Annotated in this window: 15 protein-coding genes; 10 read left to right on the top strand and 5 right to left on the bottom strand. The window is 65.7% G+C overall.

Going from position 1 to position 16,389, the window contains the following annotated elements; all coding sequences use genetic code 11:
* Nucleotides 1-27 precede the first annotated feature (27 nt).
* Together AC07X4_RS09990 and maiA are read left to right on the top strand one after the other, a co-directional pair.
* Nucleotides 28-1,029, top strand: a complete 1,002-nt coding sequence (locus tag AC07X4_RS09990) for a Bug family tripartite tricarboxylate transporter substrate binding protein (protein ID WP_494739976.1) — start codon at nucleotides 28-30, stop codon at nucleotides 1,027-1,029.
* Nucleotides 1,030-1,043: 14 nt separating this feature from the next.
* Nucleotides 1,044-1,682: a maleylacetoacetate isomerase gene (maiA, locus tag AC07X4_RS09985; RefSeq protein WP_494739975.1), complete on the top strand. Its 639-nt coding sequence runs from the start codon at nucleotides 1,044-1,046 to the stop codon at nucleotides 1,680-1,682.
* Nucleotides 1,683-1,860: 178 nt separating this feature from the next.
* On the opposite strand, the gene AC07X4_RS09980 is transcribed toward maiA, so the two are convergent.
* Nucleotides 1,861-2,847, bottom strand: coding sequence for a 2Fe-2S iron-sulfur cluster-binding protein (locus tag AC07X4_RS09980; RefSeq protein ID WP_494739974.1), 987 nt, complete (start codon nucleotides 2,845-2,847; stop codon nucleotides 1,861-1,863).
* 109 nt (nucleotides 2,848-2,956) lie between these two features.
* Between AC07X4_RS09980 and AC07X4_RS09975 the strand changes: the two genes are divergently transcribed.
* Entirely contained in the window at nucleotides 2,957-3,886 is a 930-nt protein-coding gene (locus AC07X4_RS09975; protein WP_494739973.1) for a LysR family transcriptional regulator, read from the top strand.
* Nucleotides 3,887-4,071: 185 nt separating this feature from the next.
* Here the strand turns inward: AC07X4_RS09975 and ppsR are convergent, their stop codons facing one another.
* On the bottom strand, nucleotides 4,072-4,893 hold the full coding sequence (ppsR, locus tag AC07X4_RS09970) for a posphoenolpyruvate synthetase regulatory kinase/phosphorylase PpsR (RefSeq protein ID WP_056061884.1): 822 nt from the start codon (nucleotides 4,891-4,893) through the stop codon (nucleotides 4,072-4,074).
* Nucleotides 4,894-5,158: 265 nt separating this feature from the next.
* Between ppsR and ppsA the strand changes: the two genes are divergently transcribed.
* From ppsA to AC07X4_RS09950, 4 genes are all read left to right on the top strand, one after another.
* On the top strand, nucleotides 5,159-7,549 hold the full coding sequence (ppsA, locus tag AC07X4_RS09965) for a phosphoenolpyruvate synthase (protein WP_494739972.1): 2,391 nt from the start codon (nucleotides 5,159-5,161) through the stop codon (nucleotides 7,547-7,549).
* A 67-nt stretch (nucleotides 7,550-7,616) separates the two neighbouring features.
* Nucleotides 7,617-7,961 (top strand): DUF4212 domain-containing protein, encoded by a 345-nt coding sequence (locus AC07X4_RS09960; RefSeq protein ID WP_056061890.1) that lies wholly within the window; start codon nucleotides 7,617-7,619, stop codon nucleotides 7,959-7,961.
* Nucleotides 7,954-10,050: a VC_2705 family sodium/solute symporter gene (locus AC07X4_RS09955; protein ID WP_056743323.1), complete on the top strand. Its 2,097-nt coding sequence runs from the start codon at nucleotides 7,954-7,956 to the stop codon at nucleotides 10,048-10,050. The genes AC07X4_RS09960 and AC07X4_RS09955 overlap by 8 nt, the downstream gene beginning before the upstream one ends.
* Before the next feature lie 124 nt (nucleotides 10,051-10,174).
* Entirely contained in the window at nucleotides 10,175-10,699 is a 525-nt protein-coding gene (locus tag AC07X4_RS09950) for a hypothetical protein (protein WP_494739971.1), read from the top strand.
* Nucleotides 10,700-10,842: 143 nt separating this feature from the next.
* On the opposite strand, the gene AC07X4_RS09945 is transcribed toward AC07X4_RS09950, so the two are convergent.
* The 3 genes from AC07X4_RS09945 to AC07X4_RS09935 all read right to left on the bottom strand — a co-directional run bounded on the left by AC07X4_RS09945 (nucleotide 10,843) and on the right by AC07X4_RS09935 (nucleotide 12,776).
* On the bottom strand, nucleotides 10,843-11,202 hold the full coding sequence (locus AC07X4_RS09945) for an FKBP-type peptidyl-prolyl cis-trans isomerase (RefSeq protein ID WP_056061897.1): 360 nt from the start codon (nucleotides 11,200-11,202) through the stop codon (nucleotides 10,843-10,845).
* A gap of 157 nt (nucleotides 11,203-11,359) precedes the next feature.
* The gene (locus AC07X4_RS09940; RefSeq protein WP_015013381.1) at nucleotides 11,360-11,668 is read right to left on the bottom strand and encodes a winged helix-turn-helix transcriptional regulator; all 309 of its coding nucleotides are present in this window, start codon (nucleotides 11,666-11,668) and stop codon (nucleotides 11,360-11,362) included.
* A 205-nt stretch (nucleotides 11,669-11,873) separates the two neighbouring features.
* A complete protein-coding gene (locus AC07X4_RS09935) occupies nucleotides 11,874-12,776 on the bottom strand; it encodes a LysR family transcriptional regulator (protein ID WP_494739970.1) in 903 nt (300 codons plus the stop codon).
* A gap of 118 nt (nucleotides 12,777-12,894) precedes the next feature.
* On the opposite strand from AC07X4_RS09935, the gene AC07X4_RS09930 reads away from it, so the two are divergent.
* The 3 genes from AC07X4_RS09930 to AC07X4_RS09920 all read left to right on the top strand — a co-directional run bounded on the left by AC07X4_RS09930 (nucleotide 12,895) and on the right by AC07X4_RS09920 (nucleotide 16,226).
* Nucleotides 12,895-13,872: a hydroxymethylglutaryl-CoA lyase gene (locus AC07X4_RS09930; RefSeq protein WP_494739969.1), complete on the top strand. Its 978-nt coding sequence runs from the start codon at nucleotides 12,895-12,897 to the stop codon at nucleotides 13,870-13,872.
* Between the two features lie 23 nt (nucleotides 13,873-13,895).
* A complete protein-coding gene (locus AC07X4_RS09925) occupies nucleotides 13,896-15,110 on the top strand; it encodes a CaiB/BaiF CoA transferase family protein (protein WP_056743319.1) in 1,215 nt (404 codons plus the stop codon).
* 105 nt (nucleotides 15,111-15,215) lie between these two features.
* Nucleotides 15,216-16,226 (top strand): tripartite tricarboxylate transporter substrate binding protein, encoded by a 1,011-nt coding sequence (locus AC07X4_RS09920; protein ID WP_494739999.1) that lies wholly within the window; start codon nucleotides 15,216-15,218, stop codon nucleotides 16,224-16,226.
* Nucleotides 16,227-16,389 lie beyond the last annotated feature (163 nt).

Here is a 16,389-nt window from a genome sequence, read left to right as displayed (position 1 = left end):
CTTTCATAAAACCAAGGAGACACCCCCATGCTGACCGCCATTCATTCACAGATTTTGAGACCTGCCCTGGCGCTCTGCGCGCTGGCTCTTGCGGCCGCTGCGAGCGTGCCACATGCAGTAGCCCAGACCTTCCCCTCCAAGCCCGTCCGGTCCGTCGCGCCGTATTCGCCCGGCAGCGGCCCCGATGCGGTGATGCGCATCCTCAGCGAGCGCCTGTCGCGCAACTGGGGGCAGCAACTTGTCATCGACAACAAGCCCGGCGCCAATGGGTTCATCGCCATCGGCGATGCCAAGCGCGCTGCACCCGACGGGTACACCCTGCTGCAGGTGGACAACACGCACATGGCCCTGCAGCCGCATGTGTTCAAGCAACTGCCCTATGACCCGATCAAAGATTTCGAGCCAGTCGCTCCGGTGTATTTCACGAACTTCTTTGTGGTGGTGGCGGCCAACTCGCCCTGGAAGGATGTGGGCGATCTGATCAAGGCGGCCAAGGCGGCGCCGGGCGACATCACCTACGGCTCCTGGGGCATCGGCAGCGTGGCCCATGTGGGCGCGGCGAGTCTGGAGGCAGCAACGGGCACAAAGATGATGCATGTGCCGTACAAGGACATGGGCAGCGTCTACACCTCTGTGGCCACGGGCGACATCAAGTGGGCGTTTGGCACGGCAGCGACGGCCGGGCCCATGTACCAGGCCAAGAAGGTGAAGTTTCTGGCCCTGGCTGCGCCCCAGCGTCTGGCGGGTTTCTCCGACATTCCGACCATGGGCGAAGCGGGCGGCCCGGCCGGGTTTGAAGTGAAGACCTGGGTGGGCCTGTTTGCGCCCGCAGGCACGCCGAAGGCAGCCATCGAGAAGATCAATGCCGACGTGGGCAAGGTGCTGGCCACCTCGGAGGTCAAGGAGCGCCTGGCGACCTTCGGGTTTGAGCCCTACATTGGCCCGCCCGCTGAACTCACCAAGGCCATCGAACGCGATTCGCGCACGTTTGGTGAAGTCGTCAAGCGCGCCAAGATTGCCCTGGACTGACACAGGGACTGACCATGAAGCTCTATTCCTTCTTCCGCAGCGGAACCTCCCACCGCTTGCGCATTGCGCTCAATCTCAAGGCGCTGGCCTACGAGCAGGTGGCGGTTGATTTGCGGCGCGAGGAACATCTGGGCGATACCTTCAAGGCCATCAACCCGCAGCAGTTGGTGCCCGTGCTGGAGGCCGACGAGCGCCTGATGATCCAGTCGCCCGCCATCATCGAGTGGCTCGAGGAGCGCTATCCCACCCCACCGCTGCTGCCCGCCGATGCAGGCGATCGCGCCCAGGTGCGCGCCTTGGCCGCCATCGTGGGCTGCGACATCCACCCCATCAACAACCGCCGCATTCTGGAGGCGCTGCGCCATCGCTTTGGTGCCGACGAGGCTGCTGTGAACGACTGGTGCGGCACCTGGATCAGCGCGGGCTTTGATGCCATTGAGGCGCTGCTGTCGAAGGACCCGCAGCGCGGTGACTTCTGCTTTGGCAGCAGCCCCACGCTGGCCGATGTGTACCTGGTGCCGCAGGTGGAGAGCGCGCGCCGCTTCAAGGTGGACTTGTCGCGCTGGCCGCTGGTGCAGGCGGTGGACGCGGCCTGCGCGCAGCTGGAGGCGTTTCGCAAGGCGGCGCCCAGCGCGCAGCCGGATGCGGGCTGAGCCTGTCGAAGCCCCTCGCGGCGCTTCGACCGCGCTGAGTGAGCGGTTTAAGTGGATTCTGACGACTCCAAAAACCTCATTCCGTTTCCAAATCATTCGTGTCTAGGCGCGAAGCCGCAGACAGTGCTGTAGCACGGCAAGGCGAAGCAACAACGACACGGATGATTTGGAGACGGAATCAGTCGCCCTGCATGTAAAAAGCCTCGGCATGGAGGTGGGCCACCTCCAGGCCTTTGCCCAGCGCCAGCAGTGTGGTGGTTTCCACCATCGGCGGCGAGCCGCACAGATACGCCTGCCAGCCTTGCAGGCTCGCGTGGTCCTGCTCGATGGCCTGGGTCACCAGCCCGCGCCGCTGTGTGGCAGGGTCGGCACCTGAGGCCACCACCACATGCACTTGCAGCGCCGGGTGCACGCTGCGCAAATGGTCCAGCCACGCTAGGCCATACAGCTCGCGCGGTGAGCGCAGGCCGAAGTACAGGTGAATGGGGTTGCGCATGCCCGCAGCCACCGCGCCGCGCACCACCGACAGCACTGACGCCAGCCCGGTGCCCCCGGCCACGCACAGCATGGGCCCCGTGTGCTGCTGGCGCAAATAGGCCGCGCCCAGCGGCCCACTGACCTTGACCTTGTCCCCCACCTTCAGCTGCCCGGCGATGTAGCCGCTGACCCGGCCCTGGGGCATGAGTTGCACATGAAACTCCAGCAGCGGTTCGCCCGGCAGGTTTGCCATGGAGTAGGGGCGCACATGCGTTGGCGTGAACCCCAGCTGCATGTACTGCCCCGGTGAAAACGCAATGGGTTTTGCCACCTTGAGCAGCAGGCGCCGGATGTCTGCCGCCAGCGGCTCGATGGCCACCACGGTGGCCTTGGCCACGCGCGCACGGTGCACCACGGCTTCGCCGGGGGCGGGCACTTCGATGGTGCAGGGCTCGGTCACATAGGTCTGGCAAGCCAGCACGGCGCCGTCCACGCCGTCCAGCGGGCGCTGCTGCTCGCGCCCGCCATCGAGCACCTCACCAGACAGCACCCGGCAGCGGCAGATGCCGCAGCGGCCCGACAGGCATGAATACGACATCGGAACCTGCGCCGCGCGCAGGGCGTCGAGCAGGTTCACGCCGGGCTCGGCGCGGATCACGCGGTTAAGCGGCTGAACGAGGATGTCCATGGCGGGCGGCGTTCGATTTCATCCAGCCCATTGTGCCCACTAAAGCGCCTGCGAATCACTGGCTGCAATACCATCGCCACTTCATATCACCCGAGCTGATGGAGTGGCGATGGAGCTATCGGATATCGACCTGAACCTGCTGGTGCTGTTTCAGCAACTCATGGTCGAACGGCGCGTGTCGAAGGTGGCCGACAACCTGGGGCTGACACAGCCTGCCGTCAGCAACGCGCTGGCCAAGCTGCGGCGCATTTTTGGCGACGAGCTGTTCTTGCGCACCTCGGGTGGCATGGTGCCCACGCCTTTTGCCGAGCAATTGGGCGAGTCCGTGGGGTATGCGCTGGGCATGATCCACAGCGGGCTGAACCAGCGCACACAGTTCACGCCCGCAACGCTCAAGCGCACTATCACCATCGGCATGACGGACATTGGCGAGATCGTCTTTTTGCCCGCGCTGCTGGAGCGCCTGGGACGGGAGGCTCCGGGCGTCACGCTGAACACCGTGCGCAACAACGCCGCCCATCTGCGCGAAGACATGGAGGCAGGAAAAGTGGACCTGGCCATTGGCCTGCTGCCGCAGCTGAAAGCGGGGTTTTTCCAGCGGCGCTTGTTCCGCCAGCGTTATGTGTGCCTGTTCCGAAAGGGCCACGCGCTGGACCGGCCCAAGCTGCTGCTGTCGGACTACAAGGCGGCAGAGCACCTGGTGATCGTGTCTGCAGGCACGGGGCACGGCAAGGTGGACCAGCTGATCCAGAAGGCCGGCATCGACCGCCTGGTGCGGCTGAGCGTGCCGCACTTTGTGAGCGTGGGCCACATCCTCCAAAGCACGGCGCTGGTGGCGACGGTGCCCGAGCGGCTGGCGCTCAAGCTGGTCGAACCCTTTGGCTTGGTGCTGCGAACGCACCCCGTCAAACTGCCTGACGCGCCCATCAGCGTGTTCTGGCACGCCAAGGTGCACCGTGAACCCGTCAATCAGTGGCTGCGCGGTATGGTGTTTGAGCTGTTTGGGGGCGACGGTACCGTTGGCGGTGGGTTACCGTGATCTGTGGGTTGAGCCAGCGGCGCATGCCAGGTTGCGCCGTTGGCTCTCATAGAGATTGCTATGTTATTTATAGCTTGTTTTTCTTTTAAGTAAAGCGGTAGCCCCGGTTTTTATTCAACATTCTGATCGCCACTCCGAGGGGTTGGTGGTTGTCGGTTGGTGGCAGCGTTGTCACCCAACGCTGTTCAATACACCAGCCGCTCCGGCCGCACCTCCTGCAGGATGGTCGTCGCAATCTCTTCAATCGATTTGGTAGTGGTGGACAGCCACCGGATGCCCGCGCGGCGCATCATGGCTTCGGCCTCGGCCACTTCGGCGCGGCAGTTTTCGATGCTGGCGTATTTGGAGTTGGGGCGACGCTCGGCGCGGATCTCGGCCAGGCGGTCGGGGCTGATGGTCAGGCCAAAGATCTTGCTGCGAAACGGCACCAGGGCCGGGGGCAGCTGGCGGCGCTCGAAATCCTCGGGGATCAGGGGGTAGTTGGCGGCTTTCAGGCCACATTGCATGGCCAGGTACAGGCTGGTAGGGGTTTTGCCGCTGCGGCTCACGCCCACCAGGATCACATCGGCCCCCGCCAGGTCGCGGTTGCTCTGGCCGTCGTCATGGGCCAGGCTGAAGTTGATGGCTTCAATGCGGTCCGTGTACTCCTTGCTGCGGCTCACGTCGCTGAAGCGCCCCACGCGGTGGTGCGACTTGATGCCAAGCTCTTCCTCCAGCGGGTGCACAAAGGTGCCGAACATGTCCAGCAGCATGCCCTTGCAGCCCTCCTGGATGACCTTGAGCACGTCCATGTTGACCAGCGTGGTGAAAACGATGGGCTTTTTACCCTCGACCTCTGCGGTGTGGTTGATCTGCCGCACCGCCTGGTGCGCCTTGTCCACGGTGTCAATGAAGGGCAGGCGCACATGGCGCGGCTTCATCTCGAACTGGGCCAGGATGGCGTTGCCGAAGGTTTCGGCGGTGATGCCGGTGCCGTCAGAGACAAAAAATACGGTGCGCGAGTGCATGGAGCCCCTTTTTTTTGGATGCGGCTTGCGCCAGCCGGGTGGACACCACAAAGAAGTGGCAATTCCCCGATTTGCGTCAGTCGCGTGAAAGCGTCAGCCCGTTGCCAGATGCGCGGGCCTACAATTGTCACAATTATCCAATTCTCACCATGCACACCGTCGGCCTACAACCACAACGACAAAGCTGCAGCCTGTGCATGGCCGCTCGCCCATCGCTCTCAGGGGGCAGGCGCGCAGACCCGGTTTCAACTTCTGGAGCTTTCCCATGTCTGCACTTTTCAGCCCGACCGCCCTGGTCGTACCGTTTGAAAACCTGAGAATGACCGATGTCGAGGCCGTTGGCGGTAAAAACGCCAGCCTCGGCGAGATGATCTCCCAGCTGCCGCAGGGCGTGCGCGTGCCCACGGGCTTTGCCACCACCGCCCATGCGTTCCGCGAGTTCCTGGCCTACGACGGCCTGGCCGACCGCATCAGCGCCAAGCTCAAAAGCCTGGATACCGAGGACGTGCGCGCCCTCGCACAGGTCGGTGCCGAGATTCGCGCCATGGTTGAGGCCCAGCCCTTCCCGGCCGACCTGCAAAAGGCCATTGCCGACGAATTTGCCAAGCTGAGCGCAGGCAACCCCGCCGCCTCGTTTGCCGTGCGCTCGTCGGCCACGGCAGAGGACTTGCCCGACGCTTCGTTTGCAGGCCAGCAAGAAACCTTCCTGAACGTGGTGGGCATCGACGAAGTCATGCACAAGATGAAGGAAGTGTTTGCGTCGCTGTACAACGACCGCGCCATTTCCTACCGTGTGCACAAGGGCTTTGAGCACGATGTGGTGGCCCTGTCGGCCGGTGTGCAGCGCATGGTGCGCTCCGACCTGGGCGCCGCCGGCGTGATGTTCACCATCGATACCGAATCCGGCTTTGAGGACGTGGTCTTCGTCACCAGCAGCTACGGCCTGGGGGAGACGGTGGTGCAGGGCGCCGTGAACCCCGACGAGTTCTACGTGCACAAGCCCATGCTCCAGGCAGGCAAGAAGGCGCTGATCCGCCGCAACCTGGGCAGCAAGCTGATCCAGATGGTGTTCTCCACGCCTGAGGAAAAGGCCGCCAGCGGCAAGCTCGTCAAGACCATTGATGTGCCCACCGAGCAGCGCAACCGCTACTCGCTGACCGACGCCGACGTGGAGCAACTGGCGCGCTACGCGCTGGTGATCGAGCAGCACTACGGGCGCCCCATGGACATCGAGTGGGGCAAGGACGGCACCGACGGCCAGCTTTACATCCTGCAGGCCCGCCCTGAAACCGTGAAGAGCCAGGCCAAGGGCCAGGCCGAGCTGCGCTACAAGCTCAAGGGCCATGGCACCGTGCTGGCCGAGGGCCGCGCCATTGGCCAGAAGATCGGCACCGGCCCGGTGCGCCTGGTGCACAACATCTCCGAGATGGACAAGGTCCAGCCCGGCGATGTGCTGGTCACCGACATGACCGACCCCAACTGGGAACCCGTGATGAAGCGCGCCAGCGCCATCGTCACGAACCGGGGCGGCCGCACCTGCCACGCCGCCATCATTGCGCGCGAGCTGGGCATTCCGGCCGTTGTGGGCTGCGGCGACGCGACCGAGCGCCTGAAGGACGGCACGCTGGTCACGGTGAGCTGCTCCGAGGGCGACACGGGCAAGATCTATGACGGCCTGCTCGAAACCGAAGTCACCGAAGTGCAGCGCGGCGCGATGCCCCCCATCAAGACCAAGATCATGATGAACGTGGGCAACCCCCAGCTGGCGTTTGATTTTGCCCAGCTGCCCAACGAAGGCGTGGGCCTGGCGCGGCTCGAGTTCATCATCAACAACAACATTGGTGTGCACCCCAAGGCGATCCTGGACTACCCCCAGATTGATGCCGACCTGAAGAAGGCCGTGGAATCCGTGGCCCGTGGCCATGCATCGCCCCGCGCGTTCTACGTGGACAAGGTCGCTGAAGGCGTGGCCACCATTGCCGCCGCCTTCTGGCCCAAGCCCGTCATCGTGCGCCTGTCGGACTTCAAGTCCAACGAGTACCGCAAGCTGATCGGCGGCAGCCGCTACGAGCCCGAGGAAGAAAACCCGATGCTCGGCTTCCGTGGCGCCGCCCGCTATATCAGCGAAGACTTCGGTGAAGCCTTTGCGATGGAATGTGAAGCCTTGAAGCGCGTGCGCAACGATATGGGCCTCACCAACGTGCAGGTGATGGTGCCTTTTGTGCGCACGCTGGGCCAGGCCGAGCGCGTGACCAAGCTGCTGGCCAGCCATGGCCTGCAGCGTGGCAAGGACGACCTCAAGGTCATCATGATGTGCGAGGTGCCCAGCAACGCCATCCTGGCAGAGCGTTTCCTGGAGTTCTTCGACGGCTTCTCCATCGGCTCCAACGACCTGACCCAGCTCACGCTGGGCCTGGACCGCGACTCGGGCCTGGAGCTGCTGGCGCAGGACTTTGACGAACGCGACCCTGCTGTCGAGGCGCTGATCCACCAGGCCATCAAGGCCTGCCTGGCCCAGGGCAAGTACATCGGCATCTGCGGCCAGGGCCCCAGCGACCACCCTGACTTTGCGCAGTGGCTGGCCAAGGAAGGCATCTCGTCGATTTCGCTCAACCCCGACAGCGTGATTGCCACCTGGCAGCAACTGGCAGGCTGACGCACCGACCGGGCTGCCATGTGCCAACTGCACCACCCGCCATCGCGTCCGTGATGCCGCGCCAGTGATGCCGTTGCAGCAGCCCGCTACCCGCCCCGCCGACGCCGAGATGGCGGGGCCGTTTCCCCCCGACTTGCACGACGTGCGCCACCTGTGGCTCAAAGCAGGTTTGCTCCTACTGTGGGCCCTGGTGTCTTTTGGTGCCACCTACTTCGCCCGGGACCTGCAGGTACTGGTGGTGGGGGGCTGGCCTCTGGGCTACTGGATTGCGGCGCAGGGCGCTGTGCTGGTGTTCATCGCCATCGTGGTCGCCTACGGCTGGGCCATGAACCACTTTGAGCGGCAGGACCAGCAGCAACGCGAGGCGTTGGAGCTTTCCGCCCCTCCCGCAGAAGACCGCGCCCATGGCTGAGCGCAAGCCGGGCAGCGCCGAGGCGGACCGCGCCTATCTGTGGCGGCTGCACCGCATCCTGGCGCTGTACGTGGCGGGGGTGCTGGGCTTTCTGGCACTGATGACCTGGGCTGAGCACCAGGGGCTGTCGCGCCACTGGATCGGCCCGATTTTTCTGTTCCTCACCGTCATGGTGTATGCCGGCATCGGCGTGTACGGCCGCACGACGGACCCTGAGGACTACTACGTGGCAGGGCGGCGCATTCCGCCCATGTACAACGGCATGGCGACGGCGGCCGACTGGATGAGTGCGGCCTCGTTCATCAGTCTGTCGGGCGCGCTGTACCTGCAGGGCTTTTCGGGCACGCCGGGGCAGGCCGGTGGCCTGGCTTATCTGCTGGGGTGGACGGGGGGCTTTTGCCTGGTGGCCATGCTCATCGCCCCACACCTGCGCGCCATGGGCCTGTACACCGTGCCCGACTTTTTTCACGTGCGTTTTGGCGGGCGCTGGCCGCGTGTCATTGCCGCACTGGCGGCCGTGTTGTGCTCGTTCACTTACGTGGTGGCGCAGATCTACGGCGTGGGGCTGATTGCGTCGCGCCTCACCGGCGTGCAGTTCGAGATCGGCATCATGCTGGGCCTGGGCGGGGTGTTGTTGTGCTCGTTCCTGGGCGGCATGCGGGCAATCACCTGGACGCAGGTGGCGCAGTATGTCGTGCTGCTGCTGGCGTTCATGATCCCGGTGTCGTGGCTGGCGTACAAGCAGCTGGGCAACCCGCTGGCGCCATTGGTATATGGCGCGCAGATCAGCAAGATTGCCGACCTGGAGGCGCAGCTGCTCGACTCCCCGGCCGAACACCAGGTGGTGCAGGCTTACCTGCAGCGGGCCAAGGACTTCGAAGCGCGCCTGCAGGATGTGGATGCGGCCCTGGAGCGGGAACGCGAAAAGGGCCGTGAGCGCATCCGGGCCCTGCGTGCGCAGAACGCTGATGTGGGCCTGATCGTCTCCGCCAGCCGCGAGCTGGCGGCGCTGCCCCGCGATGCGGCAGCTGCCCGCGAGCGCTGGACCCGCGAAATGCGCGAGAACTACGAGCGCGCGCGTCCTTTGGGCGGGCTGCCGCCCCACAGCCAGGCCTATGCCGGCGACCCCCACGGCACCCCCGAGGAGCAACGCGACTACGAGCTCACGCGCCGTAATTTTCTGGCGCTGATGTTCTGCCTGATGGTGGGCACCGCCGGGCTGCCCCACCTGTTGACCCGCTACTACACATCGCCCACGGTGTCTGCGGCCCGTGCGTCGGTGGGCTGGTCGCTGTTTTTCATTGCGCTGCTGTACCTCAGTGCGCCCGCGCTGGCGGTGCTGGTGAAGTTCGAGGTCATGCAGAACCTGGTAGGCAGCAGTTTTGAGGCCCTGCCCACCTGGATGGCGCAGTGGGCGCGGGTGGACAGCTCGTTACTGTCGGTGGAAGACGTGAATGGCGATGGCCTGATCCAGTTTGGCGAGATCCGGCTGGGGGCCGACCTCATCATGTTGGCCACGCCCGAACTGGGTGGGCTGCCGTATGTAGTGTCGGGCCTGGTGGCGGCAGGGGGCCTGGCAGCGGCGCTGTCCACGGCCGACGGCTTGCTGCTCACAATCAGCAATGCGCTCGTGCGCGACCTGTATTTCCAGGACACGCGCCGCCAGGCGTCGCCCGAGCAGCGGGTGATTCTGACCAAGTTCACGCTGCTGGCCGTGGCCTTGTCGGCTGCGTTTGTGGCGGCGCTCAAGCCGTCTGAAATCCTGCCCATGGTGTCGGCGTCCTTCTCGCTGGCGGCGTCGGCGTTTGTGCCGGTGATGGTGCTGGGCATCTTCTGGCGGGGTACCACGCGGCAAGGCGCGGTGGCCGGCATGTTGGGCGGGCTGGCCATCACGGTGTACTACATGCTGTCGCATGTGCCCGCCATGCAGGCGCTGCCGCGCTGGCTGCTGGCCGATGGGTTGTGGTTCGGCATCCAGCCCATTTCGGCCGGGGTGTTTGGTGTGCCCTGTGGCCTGCTCGTTACCTTGGTGGTCAGCTGGATCACCCGGCCTGCACCTCCGCTGCCACGCATTCGCTCGGAGATGTGAGGGGTTGGCGCCGCGTGGGGGTTATGTGTAAACCCCGATTTGCAGAGGTGCCAAAACATGGGATTCTGGTTCGCAGGTGATAGCCTTGCGGCGTCCCCCGCGACTGCTCACTACTAGGAGACTCATGGTTCTCGTCAAAACCCCCGCAGGCCAGGAAGCACTCAAGGACCGTCACGGCAGCCTGAGCTCGCGCCAGCGCTCGGCCTTCATTCTTTTTGACGGCAAGCGCACCACGGGGGAGATTTTGGCGGCCACGGCGGCCATGGGCATCACGCAGGACGATGTGCAGGCCATGATCGCCCAGGGGCTGTTGGCGCCGGTGGGGGGGCAGACGGCTGCTGCGGTCGTGGGCTCCGTCGCTGCCAGTGCATCGCCTGCACCCGCCACGCTGGCAGAAGCTCCCGCCACCGATCTGGGCACGGTGGCGTCGCCCGTCGAAGGCTCGGGGCGTTCGCCCATGGAGCGCTACCAGGCGGCATATCCCATCGCCACGGAGCTGACGGCGGCGCTGGGCTTGCGCGGGTTTCGCTTGAACCTCGCGGTGGAGGGCGCAGGCAGTTTTGAAGACCTGGCGGCACTGGCCCCCAAAATCCGGGAAGCGGTGGGTGATCCCAAGTTCGAGCGGCTGGACAAGGCGCTGTTTGATTGAGGCCCCGGGGTTCCGGACTGGTCTTGATGGATAGGAGCCTGAGGGCTCCCCAGCCAAAGCCCGTTTGCAAGATGCGCGGGCATGAAAAAAGCGGCCCGAGGGCCGCTTTTGTTATGCCGATGTAGACCGGAAGGGGGCTGAGATCAGCGGCCCACCTTGAGCAGTTCCACGTCGAACTTGAGCGTGGCGTTCGGGGGGATCACGCCGCCCGCACCGCGCGCACCGTAGCCCAGGGCGGCGGGGATGATCAGCGTGCGCTGGCCGCCGATCTTCATGCCCTGTACGCCTTCGTCCCAGCCCTTGATGACCATACCGGCGCCCAGTGCAAATTCAAAAGGGTCGTTGCGGTCGCGGCTGGAGTCGAACTTGGCACCTTGCTCACCGTTGTTGTACAGCCAGCCGGTGTAGTGCACCGACACGTTCTGGCCCTTGGTGGCTTCGGCGCCTTCGCCCACGGTGGTGTCTTCGTATTGCAGGCCGGATGCAGTGGTGGTCAGTGCCATGGGAGTTCCTTGTATGCTATTAAAAATATAGCTTCAGACGCATGTTTTGATTGCGCTTGAAGCTATTTTGACCCCTATTTTAACGAAAGCCCCGCGCGGAGGTCCGGCGGGGCTTTTCCCTGCGGGGCAGGGGCGAGCAGGGGGGACGGAAGAGGGCTCAGGCCTTCTTGGCGCGGCCTGCGACCCAGCGGGTGGCAAAGGCCTGCACGTCCGACAGGCGCTTGAGCAGGTCAGCGCCCGAGGGGGTGACGGTGTAGCCGTCGCTGCCATGGTCCACAAAACCGGCTTCGCGCAGCTCTTTGATGCGGGTGTTGAGCGTGTTGGGGGTGATACCACCCACGCTGTCCTGCAGCAGGCGGAACGTCTGGGGGTGGCCGTCCTTCAGGGCCCACAGCACGCGCAGCGCATAGCGGCATTCAAGTTTCTCGAAAAGCTGGTTGATGGAAGCATTTTCTTTGGAGCTCATGGACGCTTCTCCTCGCGCAAGTGTTGGATCTGGATTCAGTGCGGGTGGCCGTCAACCGGGCCCGCTGATGCGCTGAGACTATAGCGCGGAACCCATGTTGCTACAAGTTTAGTAGCTCAGAACGCACAGCACACATGCGCTAGTGGCGAAAAATACAATGTTGCGTATCAAACTGTTGCGACAGGGCCACGGTTTTCGGCCCCTGTCAGCTGCGCCCCAGCCCCGCCAGTTGCGCGACCAGCAACTGGGCCGCGGGGGGCAGCCACTGGGCGCTGCGGTAGCAGATGGCAAAGCGCCGCTGGGCCCAGGGGTCGCTCAGCGGGACGATGCGCACCGGTGCCAACTGGGCAAACGGCTGGGCTACTTCGCGCGGCACCACGCTGATGGCGAGGTTGGCGCGCACCACCCGCAGCGCGGCGTCAAAGTTGGACACCAGCACGCGGTGGGCCAGCATTTTTCCCTCCACCGCAGCGGCCCGCGCCAGCAGCACCTGCACTGCACTGAGCGCGGGCATGCTGACGAATTCGTGCTCCAGCACGTCGGCAAACCGCACGCTCTGCAGCTGGGCCACGGGGTGCGACTCGTGTGCCACCACAGCCAGGTGGTCGCTGCGGTAGGCGCTGGTTTCCAGGCCCGACAGGTCGGCTGCGTCCCAGCAGATGCCGATGGACGCGCTGCCGTCGCGCACGCCTTGCACCACGTCCGGGCTCACGCGTTCCTCCAGGCTGATCTGGATGTTGCGGTGTGCCGGGTCTTGCAGAAAGGCCGCCACATCGTCGGCCAGCGACTCGGCCATGACCGAGGCCGTGACCAGCATGCGCACATGGCCCCGGGTGCCGGTGGCGTAGGCCGCCATGTCGCGCTCGATCTGCCCTACGCTGGCCAGCATGGTGCGGGCATGCTCCAGCAGGGTCTCGCCGGCAGGCGTTGGCACCACGCCCCGGCGCTTGCGCAGCAGCAGCGGTGTGCCCACCGTGTCTTCCAGCTGCGCCAGCCGCTTGCTGATGGCCGAGCCCACGATGGACTCCTGCTCGGCCACACGCGCGATGCTGCGCTGCTCGCACACGGCGGCAAAGAGGCGCAGGGTCTGCAAGTCCAGGTCGCGCATGGCAAACCTCCATGGTTGTGATATGCCGTTTGGGAATGTTACGGCTTCCGAGATGTATTTTCTGATTCATTCGGGAATTTTTAGAATCTTGCCCAGACCTACCCGAAAGAGACATCCCGTGCACACCTCACTGATCCCATCCGACCTGCAGCCCCCGGTGGTCCGCGCCATCGTCCGCGAAGTTGGCCTGCGCGACGGCCTGCAAAGCATCGCCACGGTGGTGTCCACTGCGCACAAGATCGAATGGATCAACGCTGCCTACGCCGCCGGCCAGCGCGAGATCGAGGTGGGCTCCTTTGTGCCCGCCCGGCTGCTGCCCCAGCTGGCCGACACGGCCGAGGTGCTGGCCCACGCCAAAACGCTGCCCGGCCTGGTGGCCTCAGTGCTGGTGCCCAACATCAAAGGCGCCGAGCGCGCGCTGGAGCAGGGTGCTGACCTGATGATCGTGCCCCTGTCCGCCAGCCGCGCCCACAGCCTGGCCAACCTACGCAAGACCCCCGACGAGGTGGTGGCCGAGGTCGCGCGCATCCGATCACTGCGCGACGCGAGCGGCAGCCGCACCCTGATTGAGGGCGGCGTGGGCACGGCCTTTGGCTGCACCCTGCAGGGCGAGGTGGCTGAGAGCGAAGTGCTGCGCCTGATGCAAGCGCTGCTGGATGCGGGCGCTGACCGCGTGAGCCTGGCCGACACCGTGGGCTATGCTGACCCGGCTGCGGTCGCCCGCCTGTTTGGCAAAGCGCGTGCGCTGGTGGGCGACCGCCTGGCCTGCGCGCATTTCCACGACACGCGCGGCATGGGCCTGGCTAACGTCTATGCCGCCTGGCAGGCAGGCATCACGCGCTTTGATGCCTGCCTGGCGGGCATCGGCGGCTGTCCGCACGCGCCGGGCGCCAGCGGCAATGTCACCACCGAAGACCTCGTGTTCATGCTGGAGCGCATGGGCATCGCCACCGGCATCGATGTGACTGCGCTGCTCGCGCTGCGCCAGCGCGTGGCCGGATGGCTGGCGGGCGAGACCCTGCATGGCACCCTCTGGCAGGCCGGGCTGCCGCAGAATGCCGCACCCGCCGTGCTGCGTGAAGCAGCAACGGCCTGAACCCCTTTCTGAACGCTCTGAACATGCACGACACATCCGCCCCTCTCTCGTCCCCCCGCCTGCCGCTGGAAGGCCTGCGCGTGGTGGAGTTCACCCACATGGTCATGGGCCCCACCTGCGGCATGGTGCTGGCCGACCTGGGGGCCGAGGTCATCAAGGTCGAGCCCGTGGACGGCGACCGCACGCGCCACCTGCTGGGCGCGGGCGCGGGCTTCTTCCCCATGTTCAACCGCAACAAGAAGAGCATTGCGCTCGACCTGCGGAGCCCCGAGGGCCTGGCGGTGGCGCGCAAGCTGGCCGCATCGGCCGACGTGGTGGCGCAGAACTTCAAGCCTGGCGTGATGACCAAATACGGCCTGGACTATGCCGCGCTGAGCCAGGTCAACCCGCGCCTCATCTACGTCAACCACACCGGCTTTTTGCCCGGCCCGTACGAGCACCGCACGGCGCTGGACGAAGTGGTGCAGATGATGGGCGGCCTGGCCTACATGACCGGACGCCCTGGCGACCCGCTGCGCGCAGGCAGCAGCGTGAACGACATCATGGGCGGCATGTTCGGCGCGATCGGTGCCATGGCGGCGCTGATGCAGCGCGGCATCACCGGGCGCGGGCAGGAGGTGGACTCGGCCCTGTTCGAGAACAACGTGTTCCTGGTCGGCCAGCACATGATGCAGTACGCCGTCACCGGAAAACCGGCGGCCCCCATGCCCGACCGCATCTCGTCCTGGGCCGTGTACGACGTGTTCAGCGTGAAGGACGGCGGGCAGATCTTTTTGGCCGCCGTGAGCGATGCGCAGTGGCAGACCTTCTGCGACGCCATGGGCTATGCCGACCTGAAGGCCGACACCGGCCTGGCCACCAACAACGACCGCGTGCGCGCCCGCCCCACGCTGATGCCGGTGCTGCGCGAGCGGCTGGCGCAGCACACGGCCGACGAACTGGCCGCCATCTTCGAGCGCCACGGCCTGCCGTTTGCACCCATCCGCCGGCCCGAAGAACTGTTTGACGACCCGCACCTGCAAGCCACGGGGGGCCTCGCCGACATCACGCTGCCCGATGGCGAACGTGCCGGGCAGACCGCACAGATCACGCTGATGCCGCTGCGCATGGACGGCCAGCGCCTGGATGTGCGCTGCGACCCGCCGCGCCTGGGTCAGCACACGGCGGAGCTGCTGCAGGGCCTGGGCTATACGGCCGATGAGGTGACCGCGCTGCAGGCCACCGGGGCCATTGCCTGATTTTTCCTTGACGACCGGGGCAGCCCACGCGGCGCAGACCGCAGGCCCCGGATTCCAACCCCACTACCGGAGACAACCGTGCCCCAGCCCACCCCTGCTTTTGACATGCACCGCATCGCGCCCGCCCGCCATGGCGTGCTCACGCGCCGCCAGGCGCTGGCCACCGGCGCGGCCGCGCTGGGCGCCGCCGCCTGGGGCCTGCCCCGCCTGGCCCGTGCCCAGGGTGATGGCAAGCCGCTGCGCGTGATCCTGCCGCTGTCGGCGGGCTCAGGGGCCGACGGCGCCATCCGAGCCATCAGCAGCAGCCTGGCCAAGGCGCTGGGCCAGCCCATCGTCATCGAGAACCTGCCGGGCGCGGGCGGCATCACCGGCACCACGCAAATCGTGCGCGCACCCAAGGACGGCTCGGTGATCGGCGTGGTGTCCAACAACCACGTGGTCAACCCCAGCGTGTACAAGAACATTCCGTTCGACTCGCTGGCCGATATCACCCCCATCACTATCCTCGGTGCCACGCCGTTTGTGCTGGTCGCGCACCCTGCGGTGCCCGCCAAGACGGTGCAGGAGCTGATCGCGCTGGCCAAGTCCAAACCCGGCGTGCTCAACTATGGCTCGTCGGGCAACGGCACCATCCTGCACCTGGGCGCGGCCATGTTCGTGGATCAGGCCAAGATCGACATCAAGCACATTCCCTACCGGGGCATGGGCCCGCTGATGAACGACATCCTGGGCGGGCAGGTGCAGCTGGGGGTGGTGGCAGTGGCACCCGCGGCTGCGCACATCAAGGCAGGCGCCTTGCGGGCCCTGGGGGTGACCACGGCCACCCGCGTGGCGGCACTGCCGGGCGTGCCCACCATTGCCGAGCAAGGCCTGCCGGGCTATGAGCTGGATGGGTGGATCGCCCCCGTGGCGCCTGCGGGCCTGCCCAAGGCCGAGCTGGCGCGGCTGTACAACGGCTTCAAGGCCGCCATGGAGATGCCCGAGGCCCGTGAGGCGCTGATTGCGCAGGGCTACGAGATCAAGCTCACGCCGCCCGAGCCAGCCGCCGCCTTCTTCCGCAGCGAAGCAGCGCGCATGGCGCAGGTGGTGAAGAACGCGAACGTGAAGATCGACTGACGCAGCGCAGGGGGCTGCCTGCAGCGTGCTTTTGCGCAGCAGCAGGCAGGTTTTGAGGATTTTCGGGCGCTTGCGCTAGTGCAATATGCCTGAGTAGCTATTGTATTGATAGCATTTGCATGGCCGCCGTGGCCCTGCGCCCGCAGGGCTGCGGTGCCACCGC

This window comes from Acidovorax sp. GW460-11-11-14-LB4, from assembly GCF_059423685.1.
Note: the sequence above shows the minus strand (reverse complement) of the source record. Positions and strands in the feature narration are given on the sequence as shown.

Coding starts and splice junctions, on each gene's coding strand:
- AC07X4_RS09990 (WP_494739976.1), top strand. CDS start 28: ATGCTGACCGCCATTCATTCACAGATTTTGAGACCTGCCCTGGCGCTC.
- maiA (WP_494739975.1), top strand. CDS start 1,044: ATGAAGCTCTATTCCTTCTTCCGCAGCGGAACCTCCCACCGCTTGCGC.
- AC07X4_RS09980 (WP_494739974.1), bottom strand. CDS start 2,847: ATGGACATCCTCGTTCAGCCGCTTAACCGCGTGATCCGCGCCGAGCCC.
- AC07X4_RS09975 (WP_494739973.1), top strand. CDS start 2,957: ATGGAGCTATCGGATATCGACCTGAACCTGCTGGTGCTGTTTCAGCAA.
- ppsR (WP_056061884.1), bottom strand. CDS start 4,893: ATGCACTCGCGCACCGTATTTTTTGTCTCTGACGGCACCGGCATCACC.
- ppsA (WP_494739972.1), top strand. CDS start 5,159: ATGTCTGCACTTTTCAGCCCGACCGCCCTGGTCGTACCGTTTGAAAAC.
- AC07X4_RS09960 (WP_056061890.1), top strand. CDS start 7,617: ATGCCGTTGCAGCAGCCCGCTACCCGCCCCGCCGACGCCGAGATGGCG.
- AC07X4_RS09955 (WP_056743323.1), top strand. CDS start 7,954: ATGGCTGAGCGCAAGCCGGGCAGCGCCGAGGCGGACCGCGCCTATCTG.
- AC07X4_RS09950 (WP_494739971.1), top strand. CDS start 10,175: ATGGTTCTCGTCAAAACCCCCGCAGGCCAGGAAGCACTCAAGGACCGT.
- AC07X4_RS09945 (WP_056061897.1), bottom strand. CDS start 11,202: ATGGCACTGACCACCACTGCATCCGGCCTGCAATACGAAGACACCACC.
- AC07X4_RS09940 (WP_015013381.1), bottom strand. CDS start 11,668: ATGAGCTCCAAAGAAAATGCTTCCATCAACCAGCTTTTCGAGAAACTT.
- AC07X4_RS09935 (WP_494739970.1), bottom strand. CDS start 12,776: ATGCGCGACCTGGACTTGCAGACCCTGCGCCTCTTTGCCGCCGTGTGC.
- AC07X4_RS09925 (WP_056743319.1), top strand. CDS start 13,896: ATGCACGACACATCCGCCCCTCTCTCGTCCCCCCGCCTGCCGCTGGAA.
- AC07X4_RS09920 (WP_494739999.1), top strand. CDS start 15,216: ATGCACCGCATCGCGCCCGCCCGCCATGGCGTGCTCACGCGCCGCCAG.